Source organism: Hyphomicrobium sp., from assembly GCF_009026145.1.
Classification (GTDB): domain Bacteria; phylum Pseudomonadota; class Alphaproteobacteria; order Rhizobiales; family Hyphomicrobiaceae; genus Hyphomicrobium_A.
This window is the reverse complement of the sequence record NZ_WBUE01000001.1, coordinates 153,762-166,991: the sequence shown is the minus strand read 5'-3', so window position 1 is coordinate 166,991 and position 13,230 is coordinate 153,762. Positions and strand designations below refer to the sequence as shown.

The window sequence follows — 13,230 nt, the reverse complement described above, 5'->3', positions numbered from 1 at the left end:
CCGCAATGGAGTGATGCAATGCCGACGATGACGATCATGCCCACCGGCAAGACCGTGGAGGTTGTCGAGGGAGCGCGCGTGCTCGACGCCCTGCTCGCCGCCGACGAGAAGATCATGCACAAGTGCGACGGCAAGGCCGAGTGCGGCGCCTGCCACATCTTCGTACACGACGGGCGCCGCGGGCTGTCGAAGATCGAGCGCGCCGAGAACGAGAAGCTCGACACTATCGTTGGCGTCGGCTCGAAGTCGCGCCTCGCCTGCCAGGCGCGCTTCGGCATCGACAATGTGACGGTGGAGCTGTTGGGCTTCGCGTCCGGGATCTAGGCAGGAGGCGAGCGATGGCAGAAGGCATTGTCATGGTCCACGTCCGCTTCTCGCCGGACGGCAGCGTGACCGAGATCGGCGAGCGCCCGTCGGGCGCCAGCCCGCAGCAGTGGTTCAATCGGCTGAGCGATGCGGGCGATACGCACTACCAGGCGCTTTCGGGCGGTCGTGGCGTGTTCCGTATGACGCGCGGCATCATCGACGCGCTGAAGGAAGGCGCGGCGAACGGGGCTGCGGGGCGATGAGCGCGCGCAGCATCGAGGCGATTCGTTCGGCGCTCGGGTCGGGCACGCTCATTCCCTATCTCGGGCCGGGCACGCTTACGCTCGCCGGCGGCGATTGTCCGCTGCCGATATCGGCCGAGCAGCTTGTCGGCCGCCTGACGGCACAGGCGAGCGTGCCGCACAAGATCCGCAACAATCTGTCGGCCGCCGCGCAGTTCATCGAGAACTTCAAGCACCGCAAGACGGTCGCCAAGGCGATGAGCGATGCGTTCGCGCCCGAGGTGCCGCCGACGCGCCTGCACAAGCTTCTCGCCGCGCAGGCAAAATTGCCGCTGCTCGTGCACGCCTGGTACGACGATCTTCCGCAGCGCGCCCTTGCCATGCGCCCGTCTTGGGGCTTGGTGCAGGGCGTCAGCCAGTCGGAGCACTTCGGGTCCTGGGTGCACTACTTCCGCCCCGACGGCATGCGTATCGGTGTCGGCTCGCCTGCCGCCAGCGCTACCGAGGGCATGCCGCCTGCCGCTGCTCCGCCAGAATGCGCGCAATGGGAAACGCTGCTCTACCAGCCGCTCGGCTCTGTGCGGCCCGCCGCCAACTTTCTCGTCTCGGACACGGACTTCGTCGAGGTGCTGACGGAGATCGACATCCAGACGCCGATCCCCGAGCCGGTGCAGGACTTGCGCCGCGGCCGCCACTTCTTGTTTCTCGGCTGCCGCTTCGCCAATCAGCTCGACCGCCTGTTCGCACGCCAGATCATGAAGCGTTCCTCAGACAAACACTGGGCCGTGCTGCCGGAGGCGCCGACACGCAACGAGGCACGGTTCCTCGCCGAGCAGCACATCGAGCGCATCGATCTGCCGCTGGCGGATTTCGCCGCTGCGTTGGCGCAAGCACGCGCGCCGACCAACGGCGAATGGCTCGCCGCGCAGCACTAGTCTGGCGGTCAAATCTCGACGATTGACGATAGCGGAGTAGACAAATGAACGTGGCGGCGCCTTTCGCCAACTCTAAGCCGGAAGACATCATGACCGAACTCGCCGGCGGCAAGCTGGTGATCTACTCGGTGGCGCGGCCACCGAGTGCCGACGCGCCGGTGGAACGCAGCGGCGTCCTGGCGACGTTCACCTTCGCCTCGCGGCATTCGTCGAGGCAGGGGACGATCCGGCCTTCGAGGCCAACCCGGTAAAGGCGGTGAATGTCGGGACGCCGGGCTTCGCCCGCGCCTTCAAGGCCGACGGGTCGACGGTGGTGGCAGACTTTTCCGTTGGACCCGGTGCCACCGAGATCAAGCTGAGCGAAGTCTCGACCGTCGCCGATTTCCCGATTGCCATACGCCGGGTTCAGCTGCCGACCTGAGGCTTGATCGGCGCGAGTGCAGCGTCAGTGCTTGCCCCCGAGTTGTCATCCTCGGGCTTGTCCCGGGGACTCACCTATCGCTTTGCTCTCACGGTCCGTGGACGCTGCCCGCTGGATCCTCGGCCCATGGCCGAGGATGACAGTTGGAAAGACATCAATCGCGCAGGGTGGACATCTTTAGCCGAGGCCGTCGGCAAGAGCGGCGACGACCGCCCAGCCGATCGACCCCGATGGGTCGAGACGCTCAAGATGAACGAGCGCGAGCTGCGCCTGCGCGCGCTCATCACGACGCAGGTGGATGAAGGCCAGCGCCTTCAGCGTGTAGAGCGCAAAGCGCCCCGGTCCCTCCACAGCCCCCGGCGATGGACTCCAAGCGCAGCTTTCGGCTTCATCATCTGCAATAGCGCGCTTATGGCCTAGAGGGGCTGCAGCAGGTCGAGCGAGAGCATGGGCAGCTTGCGACGCCCGAGCAGGACGTCGACCTTGTAGCGCACGGCTTCCAGCGTCAGCGGCTTGGCGAGGATATCGTGCGCCCCCACCTTCAGGCCCGAAAGGGCCAGTGGGTCGTTTGCCATGTCGGCTATGAGCATGATCTTGGCACCGGGAAGCCGGGCGGCGATGTCGCCCAACACCTCGAGCCCCTTCTGTTGCACAACGCTCACCCCCAAGAGCAGCAGGTCCGGCCTCCAGTCGACCGCCTTCTCGTAGGCGTGATCCAGGCTCGCCAGCTCGTGCGTCTCGTTCTCGTCGTGCAACATGAACTGCAGCGCCGAGCGAATGATCTCGTCGTTATCGACGACGAAGATGCGCTTGTTCTCGACGGCGCGCGAAGATTCGACCCCGATCTGCATGTTGACCTCGCCAGATGTCCCTTCATCGGCGAAGCAAGTGTCGTACCAGCCAACATCGGGTTATCGGCGCGATAAAGTTCAAGCGCGGCGCATTGTTGGCCTTCGCCCGCATTGAGCGAGGTTGTTTTCTTTCATACAGAGCGCGGCCGCGATGTCGCCTGAGGCTGCTCATTGTCGGGTTTAGTACAACTCGCAACAGCCGCCGCGGCGGACGTCTAAGCCAATGTAAAGACGCTATTTTTTGGCATCGTCAAGTGCTGGCACAGTCGTTGCAAAACTCCCTTCTGCACGACGAGCGGTCGCTGGAATCGATGGCACATGCGGGCGAGCACGACATCAGAACTCTGCCCAGCGACCCGCGTCTAACCGGAAGGACTGCGCATTCGCGCACCACGCACAAACGGGACGAAGGAGAGCACCATGTCACTGAGGCAGATCGCATTCTACGGCAAGGGCGGCATCGGCAAATCGACCACCTCGCAGAACACTCTCGCGGCGCTCGCCGAGATGGGCCAGAAGATCCTCATCGTCGGGTGCGATCCGAAGGCCGATTCGACGCGCCTCATCCTTCACGCAAAGGCACAGGACACCATTCTCAGCCTCGCTGCCGCGCAGGGCAGCGTGGAGGACCTCGAACTCGAGGACGTGATGAAGATCGGCTACAAGGACATCCGCTGCGTTGAATCGGGTGGTCCCGAGCCGGGCGTCGGCTGCGCCGGCCGCGGCGTCATCACCTCGATCAACTTCCTCGAAGAGAACGGCGCCTACGAAGACATCGACTATGTCTCCTACGACGTGCTTGGCGACGTCGTATGCGGCGGCTTTGCAATGCCTATCCGCGAGAACAAGGCGCAGGAAATCTACATCGTCATGTCCGGCGAGATGATGGCGATGTACGCGGCCAACAACATCTCCAAGGGCATTCTGAAGTACGCCAACTCCGGCGGCGTCCGCCTCGGCGGCCTAGTGTGCAACGAGCGCCAGACCGACAAGGAGCTGGAACTTGCCGAAGCATTGGCCAAGAAGCTCGGCACGCAGCTCATCTATTTCGTGCCGCGCGACAACATCGTGCAGCACGCCGAGCTGCGCCGCATGACCGTGATCGAGTACGCGCCCGACTCCAAGCAGGCGGATCACTACCGGACGCTGGCGCAAAAGATCCACAACAACGCCGGCAAGGGCATCATCCCGACGCCCATCACCATGGACGAGCTGGAGGAGATGCTGATGGAGCACGGCATCATGAAGCAGGTCGACGAGTCGGTCGTCGGCAAGACCGCCGCCGAGCTGGCGGCCGAGGCGGCAGCCTAACCACGCAACCATCCACCCAACGCCGGCCCCTGATCGCAGGGGCCGGCTAGGCAGAGCATTTCGAGGTAGCACCATGAGCCTAGCAACGGCGGAAAAGCTGGAAGACATCAAGGCACGCAACAAGGCGCTCGTTGCCGAGGTCCTCGAGGTCTATCCGGAGAAGACTGCGAAGCGACGCGCCAAGCACCTTGGCACCTTCGAGGAAGGCAAGCCCGATTGCGGCGTCAAATCCAACATCAAGTCCATTCCCGGCGTGATGACCATCCGCGGATGTGCCTACGCCGGCTCGAAGGGCGTGGTGTGGGGTCCGATCAAGGACATGATCCACATCAGCCACGGTCCGGTGGGCTGCGGCCAGTATTCCTGGGCGGCGCGGCGCAACTATTACATTGGCACGACGGGCGTCGACACGTTCGTCACCATGCAGTTCACCTCCGACTTCCAGGAGAAGGACATCGTCTTCGGCGGCGACAAGAAGCTCGCCAAGATCATGGACGAGATCCAGGACCTTTTCCCGCTCAACAAGGGCATCACGGTGCAGTCGGAATGCCCGATCGGGCTCATCGGCGACGACATCGAGGCGGTGTCGAAAGCGAAATCGAAGGAGTACGGCGGCAAGACCATCGTGCCGGTGCGCTGTGAAGGCTTCCGCGGCGTCTCGCAGTCGCTCGGCCATCACATCGCCAACGACGCAGTGCGCGACTGGGTGTTCGACAAAGCCGGAGATAAGCCGGCGCGCTTCGAGCAGTCGCCGTACGACGTCGCCATCATCGGCGATTACAACATCGGCGGCGACGCCTGGTCATCGCGCATCCTGCTCGAAGAGATGGGCTTGCGCGTGATCGCCCAGTGGTCGGGCGACGGCTCAATTGCCGAGCTGGAGGCGACGCCGAAGGCCAAGCTCAACGTGCTGCACTGCTACCGCTCGATGAACTACATCTCGCGGCACATGGAGGAGAAGTACGGTATCCCGTGGGTCGAGTACAACTTCTTCGGCCCCAGCAAGATCGCCGAATCGCTGCGCCGCATCGCTAGCCACTTCGACGACAAGATCAAGGAAGGCGCCGAGCGCGTCATCGCCAAGTACCAGGCGCTGATGGACGGGGTCATCGCCAAGTACCGTCCGCGCCTGGAAGGCAAGAAGGTGATGCTGTTCGTCGGCGGCCTGCGCCCGCGCCACGTCATCGGCGCCTACGAGGACCTCGGCATGGAGGTCGTCGGCACCGGCTATGAGTTCGGGCACAACGACGACTATCAGCGCACCACGCACTACGTGAAGGATGGCACGCTGATCTACGACGACGTCACCGGCTACGAGTTCGAGAAGTTCGTCGAGAAGATCCAGCCCGATCTCGTGGGTTCGGGCATCAAGGAGAAGTACGTCTTCCAGAAGATGGGCGTGCCGTTCCGCCAGATGCACTCGTGGGACTACTCGGGCCCCTATCACGGCTACGACGGCTTCGCGATCTTCGCGCGCGACATGGACATGGCGATCAACGCGCCGGTCTGGAAGCTGGCAAAGACCCCCTGGAACTAGGAGCGTGCGCCGCGCTCACGTAGAGCGCGACACCCCAAGCCATAAAATCGTTCGGAAGGAACTCGTCATGGCGCAGAACGCCGAAAATGTCCTTGACCATTTCGACCTATTCCGTGGTCCGGAATACAAGGAGATGCTCGAAAACAAGAAGAAGAATTTCGAGAATCCGGTGCCGGCGGACGAGGTCGAGCGCGTCCGCGAGTGGACCAAGACGCCGGAGTATCGGGAGAAGAACTTTGCCCGCGAGGCGCTGACGGTCAATCCGGCCAAGGCCTGCCAGCCGCTCGGGGCGGTGTTCGCCGCTGTCGGCTTCGAGGGCACGCTGCCGTTCGTGCACGGCTCACAGGGCTGCGTCGCCTACTACCGCAGCCACTTCTCGCGTCACTTCAAGGAGCCGAGCTCGTGTGTCTCCTCCTCGATGACCGAGGACGCGGCTGTGTTCGGCGGCCTCAACAACATGATCGATGGCCTCGCCAACAGCTACGCCCTCTACAAGCCTAAGATGATCTCGGTTTCGACCACGTGCATGGCGGAGGTCATCGGCGACGACCTCAACGCCTTCATCAAGAACGCCAAGGAGAAGGGCTCGGTCCCGGCCGAGTTCGACGTTCCCTTCGCGCATACGCCCGCCTTCGTCGGCAGCCACATCACCGGCTACGACAACGTGATGAAGGGCATCTTCGAGCACTTCTGGGACGGCAAGGCCGGCACGGCGCCGAAGCTCGAGCGTCAGCCGAACGACAAGATCAACTTCATCGGGGGGTTCGACGGCTACACGGTCGGCAACCTGCGCGAGGTGCGGCGCATCTTCGACCTGATGAACGTCGACTACACCATCCTCGCCGACAACAGCGACGTGTGGGACACGCCGAGCGACGGCGAGTTCCGTATGTATGACGGCGGTACGACGCTTAAGGAGGCGGCCGAAGCCGTGCACGCCAAGGCGACCATCTCGATGCAGGAGTTCTGCACCGAGAAGACGCTGGCCTACATCGAGGGCAAGGGTCATGAGGTCAAAGCCTTCAATCACCCCATCGGCGTCGCGGCAACCGACAAGCTCCTGATGGAAGTGGCGCGCATCACCGGCAAGCCGATTCCCGAGGCGCTGGCGAAAGAGCGTGGACGCTTGGTCGATGCCATCGCCGATTCGAGCGCGCACATCCACGGCAAGAAGTTCGCCCTCTACGGCGACCCCGACCTGACGCTGGGTCTGGCCGGCTTCCTCATGGAGCTCGGCGCCGAGCCGACGCACGTCCTCGCCACCAACGGTAACAAGGCCTGGGAAGCCAAGTGCAAGGAGCTGTTCGCCTCCTCGCCGTTCGGCGCCAACTGCCATGCGTATGCCGGCCGCGACCTGTGGCACATGCGCTCGCTGCTGTTCACCGAGCCGGTCGACTTCCTCATCGGCAACACCTACGGCAAGTATCTGGAGCGCGATACCGGGACCCCGCTCATCCGCATCGGCTTCCCTATCTTCGATCGACACCACCACCATCGCTATCCGGTGTGGGGCTATCAGGGCGGCCTCAACGTGCTCGTGTGGATCCTCGACAAGATCTTCGATGAGATCGACGCCAACACCAATGTCCCTTCGAAGACTGACTACTCCTTCGACATCATCCGCTGACCGGCGGCGCCGCCCGCCTAGCCCGCGGGCGGCGCACGAGTGCATGGGAGTGCCCGATGACGACGCTCGCCAACAAGATCCAAGAGGTCTTCAACGAGCCCGGCTGCGGGAAGAACCAGGGCAAATCCGACAAGGAGCGCAAGAAGGGTTGCACCAAGCAGCTCGCCCCGGGCGCTGCCGCTGGCGGCTGCGCCTTCGACGGCGCCAAGATCGCGCTGCAGCCCATCACCGACGTTGCCCACCTCGTGCACGGGCCGATCGCCTGCGAGGGCAACTCGTGGGACAACCGGGGCGCCAAGTCGTCCTCGTCGCAGCTCTATCGCACGAGCTTCACCACCGACATCAACGAGACCGATGTCGTGTTCGGCGGCGAGAAGCGGCTCTTTAAGTCGATCAAGGAGATCATCGACAAGTACGATCCGCCGGCGGTGTTTGTCTACCAGACGTGCGTGCCGGCGATGATCGGCGACGACATCGGCGCCGTCTGCAAGGCAGCGACGGAAAAGCTCGGCAAGCCGGTCATTCCCGTCATCTCGCCGGGTTTCGTCGGTCCGAAGAACCTCGGCAACAAGCTCGCGGGCGAAGCGATCCTCGATCACGTCATCGGGACTGAGGAGCCGGAGTACACGACCCCCTACGACATCAACATCATCGGCGAATACAACCTCGCCGGCGAGCTGTGGCAGATAAAGCCGCTGCTCGATGAGCTCGGCATTCGCATCCTCGCCTGCATCTCAGGCGATGCGCGCTATCACGAGGTCGCCAGCTCGCACCGCGCGCGCGCGGCGATGATGGTGTGCTCGAAGGCGATGATCAACATCGCCCGCAAGATGCAAGAGCGCTACGACATCCCGTTCTTCGAAGGCTCGTTCTACGGCATCGGCGACATGAGCGACTCGCTGCGCGAGATCGCTCGCCTGCTGGTCGAGCGCGGCGCGCCAGACGACATCATCGCGCGCACCGAAGCCGTCATCGCGCGCGAGGAAGCCCGCGCCTGGGCGGCCATCGCGGCCTATAAGGAGCGACTTCGCGGCAAGCGCGTCCTCCTCATCACCGGCGGCGTGAAATCCTGGTCGGTCGTTGCCGCCCTGCGGGAAGCGGGCATGGAGGTCGTCGGCACCAGCGTCAAGAAGTCGACCAAGGAGGACAAGGAGAAGATCAAGGAGATCATGGGCCAGGATGCCCACATGGTCGACGATATGACGCCGCGCGAGATGTACAAGATGCTGAAGGAGGCGAAGGCCGACATCATGCTCTCGGGCGGGCGCTCGCAGTTCATCGCGCTCAAGGCAAAGATGCCGTGGCTCGATATCAACCAGGAGCGCCATCACGCCTATGCCGGCTATGTCGGCATGGTGGAGCTGGTGCGTGAGATCGACAAGGCGCTCTGCAATCCCATCTGGGAGCAGGTGCGCAAGCCAGCGCCGTGGGACGGGGTGAGCTGGGAGCAGGTGGCCGATGCCGCTATCGCCGAGGAGCTGGCGCAGCTTGCGGCCAATCCGGAATTGGCTGAAGCGAAGCGCCGGTCTGAGAAGGTCTGCAACTGCAAGTCCGTCGATACGGGTGTGATCGAGGATGCGATCCGTGAGCACCGGCTGACGAGCGTCGAGCGCATTACCGAGCACACGCACGCCGGCGGTGGTTGCGGCAGCTGCGCGGGCAAGATCGCGGGCCTTCTGGCGCGGGTGAATGGCGCCACGGCGTCATCCGCCGGCGCGAGCAGAGCCGCCTGAGGGTTCGCATGGCCAAAGTCGTCACATCCAGAAAGGCGTGCACGGTCAATCCGCTGAAGATGAGCCAGCCGATCGGCGGCGCGCTCGCCTTCATGGGCGTCGCTGGATGCATGCCGCTGCTACATGGCTCGCAAGGCTGCACCTCGTTCGGCCTCGTACTTTTCGTGCGCCACTTCCGCGAGGCGATCCCGCTGCAGACGACGGCGATGAGCGAGGTGGCAACGGTCATCGGCGGCCTGGAGAACGTCGAGCAGGCCATCGTCAACATCGCCGGCCGCGCCAAGCCGAAGATCATCGGTATCTGCTCGACCGGCGTCACCGAGACCAAGGGCGATGACGTCGAGGGCTTCATCGGGCTGATCCGTGCCAAGCATCCCGAGCTCGACGGGTTGCAACTCGTCTGTGTCTCGACGCCGGATTTCAAGGACGCGTTCCAGGACGGCTGGGCCAAGACGGTGGCGCAGCTCGTACGCCAGCTCGTCGAGCCGGCCGCGGCCGACGCGCCCCGCCGCGCCGGTTACGTCAACGTGCTTCCGGGCTGTCACCTGAGCCCCGGGGACATCGACGAGCTGCGAGAGATCATCGAGGCATTCGGCTTGACCCCGTCGTTCCTCCCCGATCTCTCCGGCTCGCTCGATGGCCACATCCCTAACGACTTCACGCCGACGACGCTGGGCGGCATCGCGCTCGACGACATCGCCGACATGGGCGCGGCCGACATCACCATCGCCATTGGCGAGCAGATGCGCGCCGCCGCCGCGGCGCTGCAGGACAAGGCCGGCGTGCCGTACGTCGTGTTCGATCGGCTCACCGGGCTGGCGCCGAACGACGAGCTCGTGGCGCTGCTGTCGCGGCTGAGCGGGCGCCCGGTGCCCAGCCGCTACCGGCGCCAGCGCAGTCAGCTGGTCGATGCTATGCTCGACGGGCATTTCCACTTCGGCGGCAAGAAGATCGCCATCGGCGCAGAGCCGGATCTGTTGTGGGCGACGGCGAGCTGGCTGACAGAGCTCGGCTGCGAGATTTCCGTCGCTGTCACCACCACAGCTTCGCCGCTGCTCGAGCGCGTACCGGCAGAGGAGGTGCTCATCGGCGACCTTGAGGACTTGGAGAACCGCGCCGTCGATTGCGATCTCATCATCACGCATGCGCACGGGCGCCAGGCGGCCGAGCGGCTTGGCGTGCCACTGTTTCGGATGGGGCTGCCGACGTTCGATCGTCTAGGGGCCGGACATCAGCTCTCCGTTGGCTACCGCGGCTCGCGCGATCTGATCTTCGACATCGGCAACATCTTCATTGCCAACGCGCACGAGCCGGAGCCGGACACGTGGCGCCCCTCGGGAGAGACGACAGACGATGCCAGTACGGCGATTGCGGCTCATTAGCCAGAGGCTGGAGCCGGAGATGAGCGAGCACGGCGGAGGTAACATGAAGATAGCGTTCGCTACCCAGGACCTGAAACGCGTCGACGCGCATTTCGGCTGGGCGAAAAACATCGCCATCTACGAGATTTCACCGGAGGGGCACCGCTTTCTCGAGGCGGTGCAGTTCGAGGGCGACCTGCAGGAGGATGGCAACGAGGACAAGCTGGCGCCGAAGCTCGAGGCGATCGCCGACTGTGCCATCCTCTACGTCGCTGCCATCGGCGGATCGGGCGCCGCCCGCGTCGTGGCGAAAAACATCCATCCCATCAAGGTTAGCCAGCCAGAAGAGATCGCCGACATCCTCGTCAGGCTGAAGGACGTGCTGAAAGGCACTCCGCCCCCATGGTTGCGCAAGGCCATGCTGAAGGGCCAGGAACGGTCCTTCGATTTCGCCGACGAGGTGGAGCATGTCTGAAGCCGCCGTCATCGCCGCCGAGCCGGAGGTCAGCTCGGTATTCATCAACGAGCTCATCAAGCAGTGGCGCGCGCAGGACATGCACGGCGCCTGGGAGGGCAAGACCGACCTGGAACTGCTGGAGCCGTACGTCCTCGACAAGGAGAAGCGCAAGCAGATCCCCATCATGGGCGATCCCGACCCAGAGACGCTGTGGCGGCTGGAGCTGTTCTACAACGCCGTCGGCCTCGCCATCGAGCGCGCCACCGGCATCATGGTGTCGCCGATCATGAAGATGCACCACGAGGGCTTCGGCCGCATGGTGCTGACGGCGGGGCGGCTCGTCGTCGTCAACAAGCACCTGCGCGACGTGCACCGCTTCGGATTCCCGACCTTTGCCAAGCTCGCCGAGGAAGGCGACAAGGCAGTCGCATCGGGGGTCGAGATGATCAACAAGTATCCGGACGTGGCGAAGTTCTGAGAGCTGCTGGCAACGCGGAAAGGGGGCCAATACCCATGGCCGACATCGAGGCGCTGAAGGCCGACATCAAAAAGCTGTCGGCCAAGGCCACCAACATGAAGATGAACCTGCACGACCTGTCGGAGGAGCTGCCGATCAACTGGACCTCGATCCTGTCGGTGGCGCAGGAGACCTACGATTCCTACAAGGCGCTGGAGGAAGCGCGCGCCGCGTTGAAGAGCGCCGAGGCGAGCGCTGCCTGACGCAAGCGACGGGGAAGTGTGGAAGGACGCGAGGTCATGTTCAGCAGACGCGATGGCAAGCCCTGGGAGCCGGAGTATCTGGTGGCCATCAACGGCACCACCTGCATCGGCTGCGGCCGCTGCTTCAAGGTGTGCGGTCGCGACGTCATGCACCTGCGCGGCGTCAGCGAAGATGGTGAGTTCGTCTCGCTCTCGGGCGATGACGACGAGGATGACGAGTTCGAGCGCAAGGTGATGGTGCTCGACAATCCGGGCAACTGCATCGGCTGCACGGCGTGTGCGCGCGTGTGCCCGAAGAACTGCCAGACGCACGTCGCCGCCAGCGCGCTCACGGCCACGGGGGAGGCGGCATGACGATTGCGGCCCAAGCAGACTCAGTGGATCGGCGGCCCTTGGCGCCGACGCCGTCGCTAAGAGCGCTGCGTGACGGCTGCTCGGTCTATCGGCGTCTCACCGGCCGCGATCCCGGCAACGCCCCGATCGAATCGGAGGATGATTTCGACGCGCACGTACTGGCATCGATCCTCGCCGTGGCGGCGACAGAGGATGGTCCCCTCTGCCAACGCACCGGGCTCGCCTCGCCGGAGCTTGCACGCCTTATCGCGCGCTGGTTTCCGTGCGCTTTGATGGAGGTGCACGCTGGCGGTCAAGACACCATGCCCGACGGCGACGAACTGGTCATGGTGCGCGACCTCCTCCTCGCCAACCGCTCGACCGACGGCGACGAGGGCCGTTGGCTGGCGCATATGGTCGCCCGGCGAGCGATAGAGCCGAGCCACCTCTGGGAGGATCTCGGGCTGCGCAATCGCGCGGAGCTGTCGCGGCTCCTCGATCGGCACTTTGCGCCGCTGGCGGTCCGCAACACGCGCGGCATGCGCTGGAAGCGCTTCTTCTATCGCATGCTGTGCGAGGACGACGGCTTCGTCATGTGCACGACGCCGGTGTGCACCGACTGCTGCGATTTCGAAAACTGCTTCGGGGAGGAGGATGGCGAAAGCCGCCTGGCGCGCCGGCGCCGCGACGCGGCAGCGAGCAGCGTCCCTGTCTAGCCCATGAGCATGCCCTACCTAACGGTCGCCTAGAGGTTGCCACTACGATGAGCCAGTCAGAGGGCGTATTCGTGCAAGTACCGGGCTCGGCGGTCGACTGGCGGCAGGCACCGGCCGGCGCCGAGGATGTGGAGGGATGCCCTTGGGCCGGCTGCAAGCAGCTGTTGCGCAAGGTTGGATTGCGGCCAACGCGGCAGCGGCTGTTGCTCGGCTGGATATTGTTCTCCAAGGGGGACCGCCACGTCACCGCCGAGATGCTGTTCGAGGAGGCGGTGAAGGCGAAGCTGCCGGTGTCGCTGGCCACCGTCTACAACACGCTGCACCAGTTTACGCAGGTGGGCTTGCTGCGCGAGATCGGCGTTGCCGGGCCGAAGGCGTTCTTCGACACCAACCCAAGCGCGCATCACCACTTCCTCATCGAGGGTGAGGAGGCGCTGCTCGATATTCCTGAAAACGCTGAGGTCGTTCTGGAGAGCCCGCCGACGCCGCCGGAAGGGTACGAGATCGCACGCGTCGACGTCGTCGTGCGCCTGCGGCGGACGGCGGCGCCAGTATAGCGGCCGCAGTGCATCCGGCGCCGGGATTGCAGCAAACCCGACATACGATCGCGTGCCTGCTGCAGGACTGTTGCCATTCCAACAACCAGCTCTTGCATAGAGGCCAATGAAAACGCCGTGTTT

At 64.3% G+C, this 13,230-nt stretch carries 18 protein-coding genes; 16 read left to right on the top strand and 2 right to left on the bottom strand.

Translation table 11 applies throughout. The annotated features are described in order from the left end of the window. Window positions 1-18: 18 nt before the first annotated feature. From F9K20_RS00875 to F9K20_RS00855, 5 genes are read left to right on the top strand one after another with little or no spacing between them, the layout of a single operon-like run. Complete coding sequence (locus F9K20_RS00875; protein WP_290996931.1) at window positions 19-324, top strand: 2Fe-2S iron-sulfur cluster-binding protein; 306 nt, start codon at window positions 19-21, stop codon at window positions 322-324. Window positions 325-338: 14 nt separating this feature from the next. Next, on the top strand, window positions 339-569 hold the full coding sequence (locus F9K20_RS00870) for a hypothetical protein (protein WP_290996930.1): 231 nt from the start codon (window positions 339-341) through the stop codon (window positions 567-569). Beyond that, entirely contained in the window at window positions 566-1,483 is a 918-nt protein-coding gene (locus tag F9K20_RS00865; protein WP_290996929.1) for an SIR2 family protein, read from the top strand. The genes F9K20_RS00870 and F9K20_RS00865 overlap by 4 nt, the downstream gene beginning before the upstream one ends. Window positions 1,484-1,527: 44 nt before the next feature. After that, window positions 1,528-1,734: a hypothetical protein gene (locus F9K20_RS00860; protein ID WP_290996928.1), complete on the top strand. Its 207-nt coding sequence runs from the start codon at window positions 1,528-1,530 to the stop codon at window positions 1,732-1,734. Window positions 1,735-1,739: 5 nt separating this feature from the next. Beyond that, a complete protein-coding gene (locus F9K20_RS00855; RefSeq protein WP_290996927.1) occupies window positions 1,740-1,904 on the top strand; it encodes a hypothetical protein in 165 nt (54 codons plus the stop codon). 177 nt (window positions 1,905-2,081) lie between these two features. Here F9K20_RS00855 and F9K20_RS00850 read toward each other — a convergent pair whose 3' ends face one another. Then, the gene (locus F9K20_RS00850; RefSeq protein ID WP_290996926.1) at window positions 2,082-2,255 is read right to left on the bottom strand and encodes a hypothetical protein; all 174 of its coding nucleotides are present in this window, start codon (window positions 2,253-2,255) and stop codon (window positions 2,082-2,084) included. Window positions 2,256-2,320: 65 nt separating this feature from the next. Beyond that, entirely contained in the window at window positions 2,321-2,755 is a 435-nt protein-coding gene (locus F9K20_RS00845; RefSeq protein ID WP_290996925.1) for a response regulator, read from the bottom strand. A 420-nt stretch (window positions 2,756-3,175) separates the two neighbouring features. On the opposite strand from F9K20_RS00845, the gene nifH reads away from it, so the two are divergent. The 11 genes from nifH to irr all read left to right on the top strand — a co-directional run bounded on the left by nifH (window position 3,176) and on the right by irr (window position 13,107). Next, window positions 3,176-4,066, top strand: a complete 891-nt coding sequence (gene nifH / locus F9K20_RS00840; protein WP_290996924.1) for a nitrogenase iron protein — start codon at window positions 3,176-3,178, stop codon at window positions 4,064-4,066. Window positions 4,067-4,139: 73 nt separating this feature from the next. Then, window positions 4,140-5,603, top strand: coding sequence for a nitrogenase molybdenum-iron protein alpha chain (nifD, locus tag F9K20_RS00835; RefSeq protein WP_290996923.1), 1,464 nt, complete (start codon window positions 4,140-4,142; stop codon window positions 5,601-5,603). 67 nt (window positions 5,604-5,670) lie between these two features. After that, the gene (gene nifK / locus F9K20_RS00830) at window positions 5,671-7,230 is read left to right on the top strand and encodes a nitrogenase molybdenum-iron protein subunit beta (RefSeq protein WP_290996922.1); all 1,560 of its coding nucleotides are present in this window, start codon (window positions 5,671-5,673) and stop codon (window positions 7,228-7,230) included. A 56-nt stretch (window positions 7,231-7,286) separates the two neighbouring features. Beyond that, window positions 7,287-8,963, top strand: coding sequence for a nitrogenase iron-molybdenum cofactor biosynthesis protein NifE (nifE, locus tag F9K20_RS00825; RefSeq protein ID WP_290996921.1), 1,677 nt, complete (start codon window positions 7,287-7,289; stop codon window positions 8,961-8,963). Window positions 8,964-8,971: 8 nt separating this feature from the next. Beyond that, window positions 8,972-10,345, top strand: coding sequence for a nitrogenase iron-molybdenum cofactor biosynthesis protein NifN (nifN, locus tag F9K20_RS00820; protein WP_290996920.1), 1,374 nt, complete (start codon window positions 8,972-8,974; stop codon window positions 10,343-10,345). 43 nt (window positions 10,346-10,388) lie between these two features. Beyond that, window positions 10,389-10,799 (top strand): nitrogen fixation protein NifX, encoded by a 411-nt coding sequence (nifX, locus tag F9K20_RS00815; RefSeq protein ID WP_290996919.1) that lies wholly within the window; start codon window positions 10,389-10,391, stop codon window positions 10,797-10,799. After that, complete coding sequence (locus tag F9K20_RS00810; protein ID WP_290996918.1) at window positions 10,792-11,259, top strand: NifX-associated nitrogen fixation protein; 468 nt, start codon at window positions 10,792-10,794, stop codon at window positions 11,257-11,259. The genes nifX and F9K20_RS00810 overlap by 8 nt, the downstream gene beginning before the upstream one ends. A gap of 35 nt (window positions 11,260-11,294) precedes the next feature. Further along, a complete protein-coding gene (locus F9K20_RS00805; protein WP_290996917.1) occupies window positions 11,295-11,501 on the top strand; it encodes a CCE_0567 family metalloprotein in 207 nt (68 codons plus the stop codon). Between the two features lie 36 nt (window positions 11,502-11,537). Then, window positions 11,538-11,855 (top strand): ferredoxin III, nif-specific, encoded by a 318-nt coding sequence (fdxB, locus tag F9K20_RS00800; RefSeq protein ID WP_290996916.1) that lies wholly within the window; start codon window positions 11,538-11,540, stop codon window positions 11,853-11,855. Next, on the top strand, window positions 11,852-12,550 hold the full coding sequence (locus F9K20_RS00795) for a nitrogen fixation protein NifQ (RefSeq protein ID WP_290996915.1): 699 nt from the start codon (window positions 11,852-11,854) through the stop codon (window positions 12,548-12,550). The genes fdxB and F9K20_RS00795 overlap by 4 nt, the downstream gene beginning before the upstream one ends. Before the next feature lie 47 nt (window positions 12,551-12,597). Then, window positions 12,598-13,107 carry a Fur family transcriptional regulator Irr gene (gene irr / locus F9K20_RS00790; RefSeq protein ID WP_290996914.1) on the top strand — a complete coding sequence of 170 codons (510 nt, stop codon included), beginning with the start codon at window positions 12,598-12,600 and terminating at the stop codon, window positions 13,105-13,107. Window positions 13,108-13,230: the final 123 nt, after the last annotated feature.

Coding starts and splice junctions, on each gene's coding strand:
- F9K20_RS00805 (WP_290996917.1), top strand. CDS start 11,295: ATGGCCGACATCGAGGCGCTGAAGGCCGACATCAAAAAGCTGTCGGCC.
- nifK (WP_290996922.1), top strand. CDS start 5,671: ATGGCGCAGAACGCCGAAAATGTCCTTGACCATTTCGACCTATTCCGT.
- F9K20_RS00860 (WP_290996928.1), top strand. CDS start 1,528: ATGAACGTGGCGGCGCCTTTCGCCAACTCTAAGCCGGAAGACATCATG.
- nifD (WP_290996923.1), top strand. CDS start 4,140: ATGAGCCTAGCAACGGCGGAAAAGCTGGAAGACATCAAGGCACGCAAC.
- nifN (WP_290996920.1), top strand. CDS start 8,972: ATGGCCAAAGTCGTCACATCCAGAAAGGCGTGCACGGTCAATCCGCTG.
- F9K20_RS00810 (WP_290996918.1), top strand. CDS start 10,792: ATGTCTGAAGCCGCCGTCATCGCCGCCGAGCCGGAGGTCAGCTCGGTA.
- fdxB (WP_290996916.1), top strand. CDS start 11,538: ATGTTCAGCAGACGCGATGGCAAGCCCTGGGAGCCGGAGTATCTGGTG.
- F9K20_RS00795 (WP_290996915.1), top strand. CDS start 11,852: ATGACGATTGCGGCCCAAGCAGACTCAGTGGATCGGCGGCCCTTGGCG.
- nifH (WP_290996924.1), top strand. CDS start 3,176: ATGTCACTGAGGCAGATCGCATTCTACGGCAAGGGCGGCATCGGCAAA.
- F9K20_RS00865 (WP_290996929.1), top strand. CDS start 566: ATGAGCGCGCGCAGCATCGAGGCGATTCGTTCGGCGCTCGGGTCGGGC.
- nifX (WP_290996919.1), top strand. CDS start 10,389: ATGAAGATAGCGTTCGCTACCCAGGACCTGAAACGCGTCGACGCGCAT.
- F9K20_RS00845 (WP_290996925.1), bottom strand. CDS start 2,755: ATGCAGATCGGGGTCGAATCTTCGCGCGCCGTCGAGAACAAGCGCATC.
- irr (WP_290996914.1), top strand. CDS start 12,598: ATGAGCCAGTCAGAGGGCGTATTCGTGCAAGTACCGGGCTCGGCGGTC.
- F9K20_RS00875 (WP_290996931.1), top strand. CDS start 19: ATGCCGACGATGACGATCATGCCCACCGGCAAGACCGTGGAGGTTGTC.
- nifE (WP_290996921.1), top strand. CDS start 7,287: ATGACGACGCTCGCCAACAAGATCCAAGAGGTCTTCAACGAGCCCGGC.
- F9K20_RS00870 (WP_290996930.1), top strand. CDS start 339: ATGGCAGAAGGCATTGTCATGGTCCACGTCCGCTTCTCGCCGGACGGC.